This window comes from Nostoc sp. UIC 10630 (assembly GCF_010747425.1).
Classification (GTDB): Bacteria; Cyanobacteriota; Cyanobacteriia; order Cyanobacteriales; family Nostocaceae; genus Nostoc.
The window spans coordinates 1-16,434 of record NZ_JAAGOG010000086.1; the positions used below are offsets into that span (position 1 = coordinate 1).

11 protein-coding genes are annotated in these 16,434 nt (G+C 39.6%); 5 read left to right on the forward strand and 6 right to left on the reverse strand.

The genetic code is table 11. The features are described from left to right. Position 1: 1 nt before the first annotated feature. Positions 2 to 700 carry a YdcF family protein gene (locus G1O98_RS19760; RefSeq protein WP_175586774.1) on the reverse strand — a complete coding sequence of 233 codons (699 nt, stop codon included), beginning with the start codon at positions 698 to 700 and terminating at the stop codon, positions 2 to 4. A 310-nt stretch (positions 701 to 1,010) separates the two neighbouring features. On the opposite strand from G1O98_RS19760, the gene ctpB reads away from it, so the two are divergent. From ctpB to G1O98_RS19780, 4 genes are all read left to right on the forward strand, one after another. Beyond that, the gene (ctpB, locus tag G1O98_RS19765) at positions 1,011 to 2,351 is read left to right on the forward strand and encodes a carboxyl-terminal processing protease CtpB (protein WP_163930833.1); all 1,341 of its coding nucleotides are present in this window, start codon (positions 1,011 to 1,013) and stop codon (positions 2,349 to 2,351) included. A gap of 148 nt (positions 2,352 to 2,499) precedes the next feature. Next, positions 2,500 to 3,489, forward strand: coding sequence for a glycosyltransferase (locus G1O98_RS19770; RefSeq protein WP_163930835.1), 990 nt, complete (start codon positions 2,500 to 2,502; stop codon positions 3,487 to 3,489). 654 nt (positions 3,490 to 4,143) lie between these two features. Continuing rightward, positions 4,144 to 6,138 carry a GGDEF and EAL domain-containing protein gene (locus tag G1O98_RS19775; RefSeq protein ID WP_243458485.1) on the forward strand — a complete coding sequence of 665 codons (1,995 nt, stop codon included), beginning with the start codon at positions 4,144 to 4,146 and terminating at the stop codon, positions 6,136 to 6,138. A 411-nt stretch (positions 6,139 to 6,549) separates the two neighbouring features. Next, a complete protein-coding gene (locus G1O98_RS19780) occupies positions 6,550 to 9,189 on the forward strand; it encodes a CHAT domain-containing protein (RefSeq protein WP_345940569.1) in 2,640 nt (879 codons plus the stop codon). A 130-nt stretch (positions 9,190 to 9,319) separates the two neighbouring features. Here the strand turns inward: G1O98_RS19780 and G1O98_RS19785 are convergent, their stop codons facing one another. The 5 genes from G1O98_RS19785 to G1O98_RS19805 all read right to left on the reverse strand — a co-directional run bounded on the left by G1O98_RS19785 (position 9,320) and on the right by G1O98_RS19805 (position 12,925). After that, positions 9,320 to 9,817 carry an ureidoglycolate lyase gene (locus G1O98_RS19785; protein ID WP_163930840.1) on the reverse strand — a complete coding sequence of 166 codons (498 nt, stop codon included), beginning with the start codon at positions 9,815 to 9,817 and terminating at the stop codon, positions 9,320 to 9,322. 84 nt (positions 9,818 to 9,901) lie between these two features. Then, positions 9,902 to 10,921, reverse strand: coding sequence for an RNA polymerase sigma factor, RpoD/SigA family (locus G1O98_RS19790; RefSeq protein ID WP_012408212.1), 1,020 nt, complete (start codon positions 10,919 to 10,921; stop codon positions 9,902 to 9,904). A 627-nt stretch (positions 10,922 to 11,548) separates the two neighbouring features. Then, positions 11,549 to 11,809: a DUF3172 domain-containing protein gene (locus tag G1O98_RS19795; RefSeq protein ID WP_163930843.1), complete on the reverse strand. Its 261-nt coding sequence runs from the start codon at positions 11,807 to 11,809 to the stop codon at positions 11,549 to 11,551. A gap of 185 nt (positions 11,810 to 11,994) precedes the next feature. Then, positions 11,995 to 12,429: a deaminase gene (locus G1O98_RS19800; RefSeq protein WP_163930845.1), complete on the reverse strand. Its 435-nt coding sequence runs from the start codon at positions 12,427 to 12,429 to the stop codon at positions 11,995 to 11,997. Between the two features lie 73 nt (positions 12,430 to 12,502). Continuing rightward, the gene (locus G1O98_RS19805; RefSeq protein WP_163930847.1) at positions 12,503 to 12,925 is read right to left on the reverse strand and encodes a hypothetical protein; all 423 of its coding nucleotides are present in this window, start codon (positions 12,923 to 12,925) and stop codon (positions 12,503 to 12,505) included. Between the two features lie 1,263 nt (positions 12,926 to 14,188). Between G1O98_RS19805 and G1O98_RS19810 the strand changes: the two genes are divergently transcribed. Next, entirely contained in the window at positions 14,189 to 16,393 is a 2,205-nt protein-coding gene (locus G1O98_RS19810) for a polysaccharide biosynthesis tyrosine autokinase (protein WP_163930849.1), read from the forward strand. The last annotated feature ends 41 nt before the right edge of the window (positions 16,394 to 16,434 follow it).

Consider the following 16,434-nt stretch of genomic DNA (forward strand, 5'->3'; position numbering starts at 1 on the left):
GTTATCTTCTCAACCCTCCTTGGTGTTCACAATGAAAACCTTTATGCTCCCAAGCTTGCATATCTACTTCAGCAAGCTTTGTTACATTTGAGCATTCCGGTTGAATAATTTGACTGAAAATTGCCCACAATAGGCTACGCGTTAAATCTAATCCAGTTTTGCCCCAAGATTCATTATTGCCAGGAATGCCCGACTCCTCAACAATTTCAGGCTCTACCCAAATACCATGAGCGCCCAAGAGAATCTGTGCCATCCATTTAGCTCTGGGTAAGTGACTTGGCGAAGTAATCAACATGACTTTATGCACTCCCCAACGCCGGAGAATTGGAATACCATAATAAAAATTTTCAAAAGTAGAATTCGCACACTTTTCTAACCAAACATTTTGTAACTCTACTAATTGCGGCTGAAAAATTAACCATATACAGGGGTCTGGGGAACCATGAGAAATTAAAATTGGGGTTTGCGGGTATTGTTTTGCTAGTTGGGCCACATAAGTTTCTCGACGAATACTGCCACCAAGCACTAAGAAGGCATCTACTGGCTGTGAAGAAGCAAAAACTAAGGTTATAGTAGTAAAAATCAGCCAAGTGCCTAAGACAAAGTACAATACACCAGTTAGTTTTTGTAACAATTGCCACAGATTAAAAAAATTTTTTTTAATAGAAATTAACGATTTGATGGTAAATTTACGTTTCATGACTTCGGTAAGAAAACCTGATTTAATAGCTGTCTAATAAGGCTGCAATTAAGCGATCAAAGTGCTATCTTATAAAAGTAATGAATCAGTACAAACATGACGCTAATCAAAGTGTCACATCTTTAGTATAGCCTTCCGGAGACGGCTAACAAACTGAGAAATGGTTGTTAATAATGCAGTATTTTCGGCATCATTACAACGATAAAAATGATGAAGAAAGCATAGCTTAGTTTGGGGTATAAAAACTTAAAAATTTCTGGAAAGCCTGATTGCTAAACTGTCAACAACACAATTATTCCAGTTAATATACATGAACCAATCTGCGAAAAGTTACTCACCGCTCCAAGTAGCCTTGATTGGTGGAGCGATCGCTACGACTGCTACGATGTCTGTATTCGGCTCCGCTTGGACTCGTGGTGTCCGTGCCGCCTTAGCTCTACAAGACAGCCCGAAAATGATAGTTGACCAAGTTTGGCAACTGGTAAATCATGAATATGTTGATGGTAAATTTAATCAACAAGATTGGCAAGCAACTAGACAAACCCTGTTGAGCAAAGACTATTCTTCCCGGGAAGAAGCATACACTGCCATCCGCGAAGCTTTACAAAAGTTGGGAGATCCTTACACTCGATTCATGGACCCCAAACAGTTTGAAGCCCTAACTAGCCAAACATCTGGGGAAGTCTCTGGTATTGGCGTTCGGATGGAAGTAAACGAAAAAACTCAGCGCCTCACTGTCGTCGAAGCCATAGAAAATTCTCCAGCACTGAAAGCTGGGATCAAAGGAGGCGATGAAATTTTGGCAATTGACGGCAAATCCACTCTCAAAATGAAAGTGGATGACGCTTCCAAGTTAATTCGTGGCAAAGCGGGTACTCCCATCAAACTACGGCTGGGACGAGCAGGGCAAAATGCCTTTGAGTTGAAACTGACAAGAGCAAGTATTGAAGTACCAACGGTACGTTATACCCTCAGACAAGAAGGAAATCGCCGCGTTGGTTATATCCGGTTGCGGGAATTTAGCGCCCACGCCGCAGAGCAAATGCAACGAGCCATCCGCGATTTGAACACTAAGAAAGTTGATTCTTATGTCTTAGATTTGCGGGGAAATCCTGGCGGGTTGTTACAAGCGAGCATTGAAATTGCTCGGATGTGGTACAATGACGGCGGAATTGTCAAAACAGTAGACCGTGTGGGCAGCACTGAAGAAACTAAAGCTAATCGCACTGCTTTAACAAATCGTCCCTTGGCAGTATTAGTGGATGGGAATTCAGCTAGTGCTAGTGAAATTCTCACAGGGGCACTCAAGGATAATAAGCGGGCGGTAGTCGTAGGTGGTCAAACCTTTGGTAAGGCCCTAGTGCAGTCAGTTCATGAACTTGCAGATGGTTCCGGCTTGGCTGTGACTATTGCCCATTACTACACTCCGGCGGGAACAGATATTAACCATAAAGGGATTGCCCCAGATGTCAAGCTAGACTTGACAGAGGCACAAGAGCGGCAATTAGCTTCTAATCCAGATTTAATCGGAACTAAGAGCGATCCGCAATATGCCAGAGCGATCGCCATTTTATCAAATAACAACTTCGCCCAGCCACCAGCAAATCAGCCCACTCGACCCATGAGCCGCGCCGATAACCTGAAATTTTAGATTGATGCAAATGATTTCTTCATAGGTGTTTATATAGTAGTATTCCCAAATCCAGATTTTTGGAGTTACGAAAACTGCTTAATATACCGTTCTAGGATTTCGGTTTGGGAATACTAGTTAGTAATCCCATCTCTCAAATCTCAGATTTATGAATCATCAGCCAGTTGATGCAACCACCGCCACCACCCCTTTACCAATGGTGTCGGTGGTTGTTCCTATTTATAACGGTGAGACCGATTTACCAGAGTTAATCAATTGTCTCTTGTCTCAAACTTACCCAAAAGACCGGGTAGAGTACTTATTGGTAGACAATAACAGTAGCGATCGCACTCTCACCATCCTCAAAACATCTGTCGAAAACTGTCCAATTACAATTCGCCCCTTGAGCGAAAACCAAATTCAAAGCTCTTATGCTGCTCGTAATACTGGGATTCGCGCTGCTGTGAGCGAAATTATAGTTTTTACCGATGCAGATTGTCGCCCACAACCTCAATGGTTAGATTCATTAATTCAGCCTTTTGTCAATAAGGAAGTAGTAATTGTCGCTGGTGAAATTTTGCCGCTACCAGGTAAAACTCTACTAGAACAACACGCAGACCGTGAAGAAACTTTGTCGCAAAAGCATACCCTTAACCATGCCTTTCGTCCTTATGGACAAACCGCTAATTTGGCGATACGACGCATTGCCTTAGAAAAAGCGGGTTTATTTCGTCCCTATCTTACCACTGGTGGCGATGCCGATATTTGCTGGCGGATTTTGGGTGAAAACATCGGACGTTTGGAATTTGCCCCAAATGCGATCGTTCAGCACCGCCACCGCGCCACACTTAAAGAACTGCAAAGTCAATGGCGGCGCTATGGACGCTCAAATCGCTATCTGCACGAACTGCACGGCGTAGATTTGATGCGAGAAATTACACTTAAAGAATGTGGCTATCGTTTGGCACGTTGGTTATTGAAGGAAGTACCACGGGATATTAAAAAGGCGTTGGCGCATCCCGCCGCAGGCATTGCGGGTCAAGCCACACTTGTAGATTTATTAAATACTCCCATTGGTTTGTTCACAGCGATGGCGCGTACTGCTGGGCAACAAGACTCCAAATTACCAGAAAATGCCAAGATAATTGATCGTCTGTAAAAATACTAGGGAGTTTGCCAGGATAACTGCAATTCTTTCCATATCAACATCTCATATAGGAACCCGCTTTGATTTTTGTTCGCGCAGCGTGGTGTAGCCATATTTACTTGACTTAACAGACAACGAGAAAGAAGGCTCATTGATTTGTACCTAGCTTCGCAAAAATCATCAATATAATATGAATAATATGAGATTGTTGGCAAATTTAGAGGGAGTCTAAACCATCAGATCCAATCCATCTTAATTTCTTTCATTTCTGTGCGTTTCGACCACTTGAGCTACTAACTCGTAATTGATTGCAGCGCCGGAAAACATCGCAAAATCAAGGCATTGCGGATGGGATGTTTCACTAATAAACAAATGCTCGTCTCAGCCCAATTGCATTGGTTGAACCCTAGAAATTCACTAAGTTATCGAACTACTGAATCTATCTTAAGAAGTATATTAAAAAACACGGGAAGCAAATATGCTATTATGGTTAAAATTTTACCTGTAATAAATTGTATTTAAAAGCATGTTTAAAAAGTTTCAAAAAATATAATTTTGTAGTTCTGATTTGGCTTAACTGCAATAAAAAATCAAGATTTTACCTAGAACTGAGATACCTTTCTGTGCTAACTGTGGAAGCAAAAGACCTTTTTAAAACATCCTCTAATGAGCAATATGAACGTGGATGTATTTAGCCAACAGATAGAAAAATTGCACTCACAGATACAGAAACTATTGCAATGCGATACAACTAAGCCAAACTCAGAACAGGAGATCATAACAGAGGCTTTCGAGGAACTTAACACCGCAATAGAAGAATTATTGACAGCCTCTGAAGAATTAAAGGTAACACGAGCCGAAGTAGAGAAAGAGCGCCAGCGTTACCAAGATTTGTTTGAGTTCGCCCCAGATGGTTACTTGGTAACTAATATCGTAGGTACAATCCAAGAGGCTAACCATGCAGCAGCAACCTTACTGGGTGTCAACCAAAAGTATCTAGTAGGTAAACCATTAATTCTATTTATTGCTCAACAAGACCGTCAGTTCTTTTGCTCTCAGATGAACAATTTTCAAGAGCTACTGAATTGGGAACTTAACCTACAACCACGGGGTGGAAAGCCTTTCCCCGCGATGGTTAAAGCATCTGCGGTGTACAAATTACAAGGGAAACAGGTTGGCTGGCGTTGGCTGTTGTGCAACATCAGTGAACGCAAAAAAACTGAAGAAATGTTGCATCAAGCTTACGATGAGTTAGAAATACGAGTAGCAGAACGGACAGCGGAACTGGTAAAAGCAAATCAAAAATTGCTAACTGAAATTACAGAGCGGAAACGAGCCGAGTCACAACTGCTGCACCTGGCGTTTTACGATATACTGACAGGTCTGGCAAACCGCGCTGCATTTATGAACCGCCTAAGCCATGCAATAAATTATTCAAAACGGCATTCAAATTATTTATTTGCTGTGCTATTTATCGACCTAGATCGATTTAAAGTGATCAATGACAGTCTTGGACACCTAAATGGAGATCAATTACTGCTTGCTACTGCAAGTAGGCTACAAGTATGTGTACGTTCTATAGATACAGCTGCACGCCTTGGGGGAGACGAATTTACAATTCTGCTTGAGGGAATCCAAGATGTGTCAGATGTCATCACTGTAGCTGAACGAATTCAACAAGAACTGGCATTACCGTTTGAGCTTGAAGGACAAGAAGTGTTCATAACAGCAAGTATTGGTATTGCCTTGAGTTCGACACTAGATTATAAACATCCAGAAGAAGTATTGAGGGATGCAGATACAGCAATGTACCAAGCTAAGGTGCAAGGTAGAGCGCGTTATAAACTATTCAACTCAGATATGTATGCTAATGCTCTGGCGAAATTGCAGTTAGAAACCGATTTACGCCGAGCAATTGAACGCCTAGAGTTTCGAGTTTATTATCAACCGATTGTTTCGCTCACCAAAGGCTCTATTTTGGGTTTTGAGGCTCTGTTGCGCTGGCAGCATCCAGAGCGTGGTTTGCTTAATCCAGCAGATTTTATTTCCCTAGCAGAAGAAACTGGACTAATTTTCTCCATTGGCAAATGGGTGTTGCATGAAGCTTGCCGCCAAATGCAAGCTTGGCGGATGTGCCATGATTCCAACTTGCTAGAAAAAATAAGTGTCAATCTCTCACTCAAGCAATTTTCCCAGCCAGATTTGATTGAGCAGATTGGGCAAATTTTACACTCAACTGGTCTTGATGCTGACACGCTAACACTAGAAATTACTGAAAGCGTAATTGTGGCAAATGGCGACAAGGTAACTGCTACATTTTTACAACTTCGAGAGATGGGTATTAAGTTATCAATTGATGACTTTGGTACAGGGTACTCCTCATTAAGTCGTCTTTATAACTTTCCAATTAGTGTGTTGAAGATTGACCGTTCTTTCATCAGCTTGATGAACGCAAATAAAAAGAATTTAGAAATTATTGAAATAATTGCCACATTAGCGCACAAGTTGGGTGTGGATGTTCTAGCCGAAGGAGTAGAGACAAAAGAGCAACTAGCATTTCTAAGAAAGTTGAAATGTGAATATGGTCAGGGACATTTTTTCTCAGTTCCATTAAATAGTTCAGAAGCAGAAGCATTAATAATGGCAAATCCTCACTGGTAAAGGTTATTTAAAAGAATGTTTGGTTCTTTGGGCGACTTCTGCTACACTCCAAAAAATTGCCTGCATAATAAATAATTAAACCTGCTTATATTTACTTTATAAATAGGCTCTGACTACCACGATCTGAATCTTCTTGCTATTTTAGATAAATTGCAGAAAACTGCACACTTTTCAAAATTTCAGTTTTTTCTGCTGATTTCTGGTAATTTAAACAATAAAAGCTAAATAAACATTTTATCTATGTGGAAAAATATGAAAGCTAAAAGTAAATATCTTAAAATATTATTCTCTGCGCGTTGGTGGATGCAGATGTTGCTGAAGGTTGGAAATCTCTGCAAGAGGCTAATTTATTTCTCTACTCAGCAACACCAAAAACCAAATCTGCATCATAGATTTATTAAAGTATTATTTTTGACAACTTTACTAACATATCTTTTGTTTGGACAAGTCGTATCTGCACAAACTCCAAATGTGACCGCATTAGTTGAACAAGGAATTAAAGACTATGATGCCGGAAATTTTCACAATGCGGTAAAACACTGGGAAAATGCATTAAATCAGTATAAAAATAATCCTTCAGCTACGGCGGTTGTAAATGAAAATTTGGCGCGTGCTTACCAACAAATAGGAGAAAATAAAGCAGCGATCGCATCCTTATTAGCAGCAATTCGTGACTATGGCGGTGTAGCAAATATCCAGCAAGTTGGACGTATGAAGTCAGAACTAGCCCAAGTTTACAGCAATTTGGGACAACCCCGCAAAGCGATCGCACTTTTATGTGGTCAACTAGCCGATAAAAGTCAAAAAATAGAATGCACTCTAGACAGTGCTACACAAATCGCCACCAAATACAACGACAAAATCGGTCAAGTTGCAGCATTGGGCCTTCTCGGTGAAGCATATCGCTTAATCGGCAATTATGACCAAGCCATTAAATATTTGCACGTAGCACAACAAATTTATCCAGCTTATGACTTTTTGGTGTTAAATAGTTTGGGTAATGCTTACAAAAGTCGCGCTCAATTGCGAGAGTTACAAGCAGATTCGGCAAATAAAGCTGGTATTTATAGTAAAGAAAATGAATTTACTCAACAGTCTATAGAAGACTATAACCAAGCTCATCAATATTTTCAGAAAAGTGCAAAACTTGCCAGCGACCAAAAACAAACTTTAGCAGAGATGCGAGGATTGTTAAATTTAATTCAGTTGGGTTCCCAGACCAATAAGAACAAAGTTATTAACGATCAGGAGTTTAGCCAAACCGTTAACGATGCTTTGAAGGTTCTTGAACTCTTACCCGATTCAGCGACAAAAGTCTATGGGGCAATTGATTTAGCATACTTGCAATCAGATGCTAAAGGAACTTCACCTTTTACTTACTGTCCAAATAAATTTATTTTACCCAATGCAGATGTATTAAGCTTGCTACAAAATTCAGTATCAGCAAGTCAAAAATTACAAGATAATCGTCTACTTTCCTATTCTAACGGCGCTTTGGGTCATTTCTGGGAGTGCCAACCAAAGCAAGAAATAGAAGCATTAAAATATACTCAAACTGCAATAGTAGCAGCAGATAATAAGTTGAGTGCCAAAGATAGCTTGTATTTGTGGGAGTGGCAAGCAGGACGAATTTTAGATCGACAGAATCGAAAAGAAGAAGCGATCGCATCCTATCAACGAGCATTTGATACCCTCGAAGATATCCGCAGCGATATTTTAACCGCCGAACGAGATCTACAGTTTGACTTCCGCGATGTTGTGCAACCATTGTACCGTACCTTGGCACAGTCACGGCTCGATTTGCTAGGAGTTGGTGCAATCGCCGATGAACGACGCGCCAAGGAATTATCAGAAGTAGTTAAAACCATCGATGCTTTGAAACTAGCAGAATTACAGAATTATTTTGGTAATGATTGCATTTTAAGTGCCTTGAATCCCAAACAGGTGGGAGAACTCCTCAAGGATAATAGTGTAGCTTTTAAGAATACTGGGTTTTTGAGTTCCATAATTTTAGAAGGCAAAACTGGGATGTTATTGCAATTACCCAATCAGGCCACTAAATTTAAGTGGATTGAAGACCCCAATCAACAAGGTAAAATAGTTAGCAGCAACATCCTACAGCAAAAAATTGCCGAGTTTCGCACAGAATTAGTTAAAGGACAAGAAGAATTTAACTACGATACAACAACTGCGGCACAGCTTTATGATTGGATAATTCGCCCCTTTGCTGAGGATATCAAGCCGGAGAAAGTCAAAACCTTGGTGTTTATTCAGGATGGATTTTTGCGTAGTGTTCCAATGGCAGCACTTTACGACAGCCAACAACAGAAATATTTAGTCGAAACTTATGCAATTGCCACAACCCCCAGTTTACGACTTACCACACCCAAAGCCCGCAATCGCAGTACACAAAAAGCATTAATTTTGGGTTTAACTGAAAAAGCCACAATTGACGGGAAGACTTTTGATCAACTTCTTGCTGTTCCCAATGAAGTTAGCGCAGTTAAAAGTATATTTCCTAATCATACCGACCTCATTGATGAAAACTTTTCCCCTGAAAATTTTGAGAAAACACTTGACAAAACCACATATCCTATTGTTCACATAGCTAGCCATGCCCAATTTGGGATCATTCCTGAAGACACCTTCATTGTCACAGGCAAAAACCAAAAACTTACCATTAGTCAATTAGAAAACTCACTGCGAAACCTCACCAGCAAATCGGATAGCGTCGAATTACTCACATTGACTGCATGTGAAACCGCAGTTGGCGACGATCGGGCCACACTAGGATTAGCTGGAGTTGCATTGCAAGTTGGGGTTAAAAGTGCGATCGCATCTTTGTGGAGTGTCAGCGATCAATCAACATCCGAACTAGTCAAAACATTTTACAGCAACTATCGCAACGCTGGCATGAGTATTGCGGAGGCATTGCAACAAGCTCAAATTAGAATGATTCATGCTAAGAAATTATCATCTGAGGGAATGAATCCCAGCTATGACAATCCTGCGTATTGGGCACCAATGATTGCGATCGGTAATTGGCTTTGAAAGCCCTAATCGCCAACTCCTTTGATGAGAAAGTTGGCGAATAGAAGATGCACTGCAACTATTCTAGATTTATTGCCAAATACTCTGAAAGTGAAACAAGAAGCGATCGCAAGTACTAAGAGAACCACATTTATGAAACCATCTCAAACTCTAATTGATGGCTCTTAAAAAAATCATGAGTGAAATGATCCACGACATTTGTATCAGCTAATTCCAAATTATAAAAATCCACAGCTTCATGGTCAAAATGGGGGCCAGCGTGCCATGTACCCTCATGTAGCTTGATAAAACAATTTCCCGGAATGCGGAAAGCAGCAATCTCTTCTAGTACTGGTTCATTCACATCATTATGAGGAGGACAAACAGCAATTAACCAATCCTTGCCTTCCAAAGAACCCAGACATTGAGTGCATTGTACATGGCGAGTAATTTTGTGAAACTTTCGCCCTCTCTTCTCCAACCGCATGATATAAAATCGTGGAATCCCGTTTTGCAGGTTTAACTGGGCATCTTCCACATCGTAACCTTTGCCATCAAGACTAGCAAAAATTACTTGTCCATAACGCCGAAAGTTTTCAGAACTCACCCATTGCGCTTGCAATTGTTGCACTGTCTTTGATGTGCCCATATCAAATCTTTGATAGAGATTGCTTAGGTTTATTTTCCCCCAAAATGACCAAATTTTATTGCTCTAAATTGTGGAAAAATAACCTCAGCTAGCTAAATAACTACGTACTTGTTCCTTTTGTCGTCGGAGGAGACTGAGAGCTTTTTGCTCAATCTGACGTACCCGTTCTCGACTAATACCCATGCGATCGCCAATCTGTGCTAAAGAAAGTTCATAGCCATCAGTCAGACCAAATCGCAGGGTTAATATTTCTCGCTGTTGCGGAGACAACTTTGCCAACAAGTCTTGTAAGTCTTGGTGGAGAGATTCTTCAACAGCATAGTCTTCAGGAGAAGGGCCGTCATCCTCTAGGATGTCCTGCAATTCTGTATCTTGTTGTTCACCAACTCGCGCCTCTAGCGAGAAAGGTTGACGAGCCAAGTATAAACACTCTCTAACTTGGCTAGGTGTCAAAGATAACGCATTAGCAATTTCAGCAGTAGTAGGAACGCGACCTAGCTGTTGAGATAATTCTCGCTGTACCCGTTTAATTTTGTTCAGTTTCTCAAAGACATGGATCGGTAAACGAATTGTCCGTCCTTGTTGAGCGATCGCTCGCGTGATTCCTTGACGAATCCACCAGTAAGCGTAGGTAGAAAACTTATAGCCAAGAGCAGGATCAAATTTATCCACCCCTCGCTCTAAACCCAAAGTACCTTCTTGAATTAGATCCATAAATTCCAGATTGCGATGCTGGTATTTCTTAGCCACTGCTACCACTAACCGGAGATTAGCCTGAATCATTTTCTGCTTGGCTTGGTGGCCCTGACTTAACTGTAGCTCTAGCACCTCAGCGCCTAACTCCACTCGATCTGCCCATTCTTGCAGTGTGGGTTCGTGGTCTAATTTCACAGCTAATTCTTCTTTAGCAGCTAGTAAATTCATCATCAGCTGCACTTGTTGGGCAAAAATAACCTCTTGTTCGCGAGTCAACAAATCTACACGCCCGATCTCTTGCAGATAACTACGCACAATATCATCTGTAGCTCGAGGTTTTTTATCTGCGGCTAAACTTTTTTTCTTCGTTTTTTGAACTTCGGTAGGTGGAGATGTTAAGTTGCTCATGGTTATTTGCTCCTCTGTAACCTCATCAATTTAGTGGTATCAAGTCTAGATATTCAGACCCACAACCATTTCACACTGCTAATCAATCAATTGGCAATACTGATGAATTCTGGTCTATGATACATTACAAGTCAATTGTTGGAGATAATAAACCCAAAATCAACCCACCCCATAATACTAACATTATCACCAGTCACAAATCAATTCCCCTAAAGTATTATCACTATATCCTTTGAAATAATCCCACTATTTTATTCTGAAAAATTGCATATTTTCAAACACAATTATGTCTACTTAAATTCTCCAATGGAGTTAACGAAAAAATGAAACCTTGACCAAGCAACGATTTCATCTCCACAAGATAAATCACTAACAGTAAATACCAACACAATTCTGAATTATCAAATCACAATTGTTTTAAAATTCTCATAGTCTGGATATACATCTATGTGATTGCCATTAAGTGAAAATAATTAAATATAAAATATTCTTTTTTTAGTTCTATTTTTTATTAGATAATAAAACGATCTCAAGCCAAGTACATAGCAGCCGATTTTGAAATATAAACGAATGCACTTCTCCTGCTCAAAAACAGCTTCCTTCAGGAGTCCGGTTCAATACTTATAATTAGGGATTTAGGATGACGAAGACGCAGGTATTTGTGACAATTGTACTTGTGTCATACTGCACGCAGACATCTGCATTGAATGCGGTATCATCAATTTGATTGCTCTTGGAAACATTTTTGGGAATAAAAGTAGTAACAGTGGTAACACTAGCACCAAGGATAGTACTTGGCAAGACAGTAGCACCTGCGATCGCTACTAATATCTTATGGAAACGAAAAGATTTACGTTTAGAGGTGGGTAGTTGATTCTTGCATAACATACTTACAACAAGATTCTCCACTTATCCAATCAGTCGGAAATCATCGAAGACTCTTAAGGAGACAACATCTTGAAGCTTTCTCACCTCATTGACACAATTACATATTCATCAATCAAGATAGATGATTGACTTGTCGCAAAGATTTTCAAGAAAATAATACTAGGTTGCAATTTCAACCACAATCTTCAAGCATCACTTAGTAGATATTGGTTAAGAAAAGTATTGACTTCATTGGCGCATAACCCGACATAGACTGTCTTACCTGCCTTCCTGAGAATGTCTAATCCTTGACCATTATTGCGGGGGTCTGGATCAAGTAGAGATACATATATTTCATGTATACGACAATCTTCTGCGATCGCTAAAGCACATGCAGGTGTGCGTCCATGAAAAGAACAAGGTTCAAGGGTTACATACATTTTCAAAAACTTGAAAGCTTTGCCTTGAATCTGTTTAAGTGCGTCAGCCTCAGCATGGTGTTTTCCTGGTGCTTGCGTGTACCCTTGAGCTACTATCTCTTGGGTCTCTACGATTACACAACCTACTGGTGGGTTTGGCAAACATTCCGGCAAAGCTTTTTTGCTTTGAGCTAAAGCAGCCAACATAAATATATCATCCATGTTTGAGCGTAAATTATTTAGATAAATTACACTACCAAAAATTAGTTATCTCTGGCCCAAAAAATCCCCTATATCAAAATTTAGTAACTGTCACACTAATACCAGAATCGAGTTTAGGAACCTTAAAATACTCAATTGGTTCAGTAGTTTGAGAACTTTGGGTATTTGTTGGCTTCTGACATTCCTTAAAGAAAGCGTCTGGATTATTGATGAACTCAAGCGGACTCATCTTTTGGCATCCTCGCTCCTGCACTAGCGAAACTGATTCAGCAGTTTGTTTGGGATTATTGGTCTGTCCTGTAAAATTACTCCATGTAGTGGTAATCGTCGCTGGTTCCGTCAATAAAACTCCAGCCTGATTGCGATCGTGAAACGGCTCCTCTGGAGCATCAGCATCAACTGTTACAATGGGAATATTCTCTTGGTTAGCATAGACACTCTGAGGTAGGAAGAGTGTGCTAATTACAACCACTAAGGTGATAAAAGAGGATTTCATAATTCAATCTCTTAATGTTCAGTCTAATAATTACAATTCGCTAGACACAAACACCCAAAAATAGCAGTCTAGTTTGAGTACTTCAGATTAACACAGGTACTATGGAGTATGGCTAAACTTCATTAAAAATATAGTGGAGTCTAAGTGTACATAGACTTTTATCCAGAAGAGGGTAGTTAAACAATCCATCCTCCCTCTAACACATCTGAATTTGACACTACCCTGTTATCTATTTCTCGTTGTAACTGTACTAATTAATATTTCGTTACCCGTATTACTAGCCGTTTATCTCTGAAGCGTGTTACCATACAGTTACACAGATAAGACAAAATCTAAACTGTTACATAAATCTTGGAAGGGGCATTTTGCATCCATAGCAGAATATAACCAAGGTGATTGCAAGTTTACAGGTAAACCTAAAATATTGGGATATAAACCCAAGGATGGAACTGTGTTGTAATTTTCACACCTCAAGCCACATCAAAAAACCTTCATTACTCTGGGCAAATTGAACTGAGTACGACTTATTACAACTTCAATACTCAACTCACATAATCTTAGTATTGCCAATCCTGGATAATTACCAAAATTACTGTTATTCAAAGTAAGAATTAATTGTTGCTGAAAACTTTTAAAAAGCTTACGTAAATATCCATACAATCTTTCCAATCGTCTTTTTTCACTACGAAAAGCCTACCTCTGAAGTCCTTACATTGCTTGTAGGCTGGCAAAATTTTATATTCCTTACCCTTAAGGTATTAATTCCTCTCATCTTTTCAAAATTAGCTAATATGCAGGGAATATACTGGCATATTATATGAATTTTTTGTAAAGTTCTTCAATTAAGTGTTCTTACATAATATGATATTGAATGTTAGATTACTAATCAATAATTACATCAGTATCAAAACAAACGTGAGTGAACCAAACAAAAGAACACTGGTTAAATAAATTACGAAGAAAATTATAAATTATCCTGTTGTTTCTATCAGGATAGTATAAATCCCTGTAAGTTACAATCGCTACTTGTTAAGCTATCTAATATATATGCATCAAACAGGTTGTGCGTAGTTTATTGAATATATTCCGTAAAAAAGTATATCCGACAATACTTTGGTTTTAAAACAATTAAACATTAACAAAATCATCAATATGATACAGCTAACATTAGCAATACGAAGTAATCTATAGTACTGTTGCGCTGAAATACCGAGGAAAATCTACTACAAATACAAATAGTCATTATTTTAAAACTTTTTTATTATGACGATGGAATCTTTACCACAGTTTGAAGAAGTAAATATTCAGAAATACTTAGAAGTTATTCAACGGCGTTGGCTACCTCTAGTCGGAATTTTTAGCATAGCTGTTACCTTTGGATGCTTGTATGCCTTTTCACTAAAACCCTCATACAAGGCAGAAGGAAGTTTGATGATTAAAACAAATCGATCTTCCTCACTCACTGGTTTACCGGACGACATAGGACGCTTGGAAGCTTTGAATATAAACGACAATCCCCTGGAAACCCAGGTGAGAGTTATTGGCTCAAATCCAGTTATTGACAGAACAATTAATACCCTCAACCTTAAAGATAAGAAAGGCAAAATGCTGTCGATTCGCGACTTAGCGGCCCAACTAAAAATAGAAGGAATTAAAGGTACTGATGTTGTACAAATTTCTTATAAAAACAACGATCCTGAACTGGCTGCCAAAATCGTCAATGAAGTTATCAAAAGTTATATCGATTTAAATATCCAGGCTAATCAGGATGAAGCACGGACAGCCAAAGGGGTTCTTGTAACAGAAGTACCCAAAGCTGAGGAAGTCGTCAGAAGAGCTGAATCAAAACTGCGGGTATTTAAAGAACAAAATAAAGTTGTTGTCCTCCAACAAGAAGCAACCGCAGCAGTCGACACAATTTCTAAGCTAGGAAATCAAATTTCTCAAGCTCAAGCTCAACTAGATGATGTCAAAGGTCGTTTACAACAGTTAGGCAGTGAAGCTCAGTTAGATTCACGTCAAGGTGTAATCGCATCTGACTTGAGTCAAGCGCCTGGGGTTCAAAAAGTGCTTATCCAACTCCAAGAAACGGAAAGTCAACTAGCAATAGAGCGGACTCGTTTTTCACCTGAACACCCTACAATTACTAGCTTAGAAGAAAAAGTCGTAGCTCTTAAGAACTTGTTGAAAGAGCGGACAGGACAAGTCGCTGGGACAGCCCAGATAACAGAGGGAAGTTTACAGCTTGGGCAACTGCGCCAAAGCTTAATTGCAGATATTACTCGCGCTCAAGCAGAACGCGTTGGTCTAGAAAGACAAATTGCCACCCTCTTGCGACAGCAAGATGCTTACATCAAACGAGCAAATAATTTGCCAAGACTAGAACAGACTCAACGAGAGCTAGAACGGAAACTGCAAGCAGCTCAAACGACTTACGAAACCCTCTTAAAGAAACGCCAAGAAATTGATATTGCACAGAACCAAAAGATTCCTAATGCTCGTGTCATTTCTCTAGCTTTAGTCCCCGATAAAGCAGAAGGGCCTCGCAAAATCCTGTTTATTGTTGGTGGAGGAGCAGTTGGTCTTTTCTTGGGTATCATTGTCGCCTTTAGTTTAGACTTGATAGACCGCTCAGTGAAGACAGTTAAAGAGGCTAAAGAAGTCTTGAAATACACTGTTTTAGGAGTAATTCCTACACAGAGCAAAAATCCTAAAACTCATTCTTCCATAGCAGGAATTGATAGACCTATTCCCAAAATTATTGGCAGAGATATTCCTTATTTCCCTCTTGGTAACGCCTACCAAATACTCCAAGTAAACTTGAAGTTCCTCTGTTCTGATAAACCGCTCAAAAGCGTTGTAATCACCAGTTCTGTTGGTAAAGAAGGAAAGTCTGATGTATCTGCAAATTTAGCTGTGACAATGGCTCAAGCGGGTCGTCGAGTTTTACTCGTGGATGCAGATATGCGTAATCCCATACAGCATCATGTCTGGGGTCTAAACAATACAGTTGGATTAAGTAATGTCATTGTTGGTCAAGTTTCTTTAGATGCAGTTGTTCAAGAAGTGATGCCTAATCTAGAAGTTCTTACTTCTGGAGTTTTGCCTCCCAATCCAGTAGCACTGCTAGATTCTCAACGGATGGCAACATTGATAAGTAACTTTAGTAGAGATTACGATTTAGTTATTTTTGATACGCCACCTCTTTCAGGAATAGCAGATGCTGCTGTTTTAAGCACCCTCACTGACGGTATCCTATTAGTCGTCCGCCCTGGAGTAGTTGATTTGAACAGTGCCAATGCAGCTAAAGAATTTTTAAATCAGTCAGGTCAGAAGGTGTTAGGGATAGTCATTAATGGTGTGAATATTAAAAATGAGTCTAATAATTATTTGCCTGAAAGCAAAAAAAGACAAATTAAAGAAGATTTAGTATCTAGCAGTTTAACCAAATTTACCAAAGAGCATTAATCGTATAAATATCACTACCAGTATCTTAATTTATTTTTTTT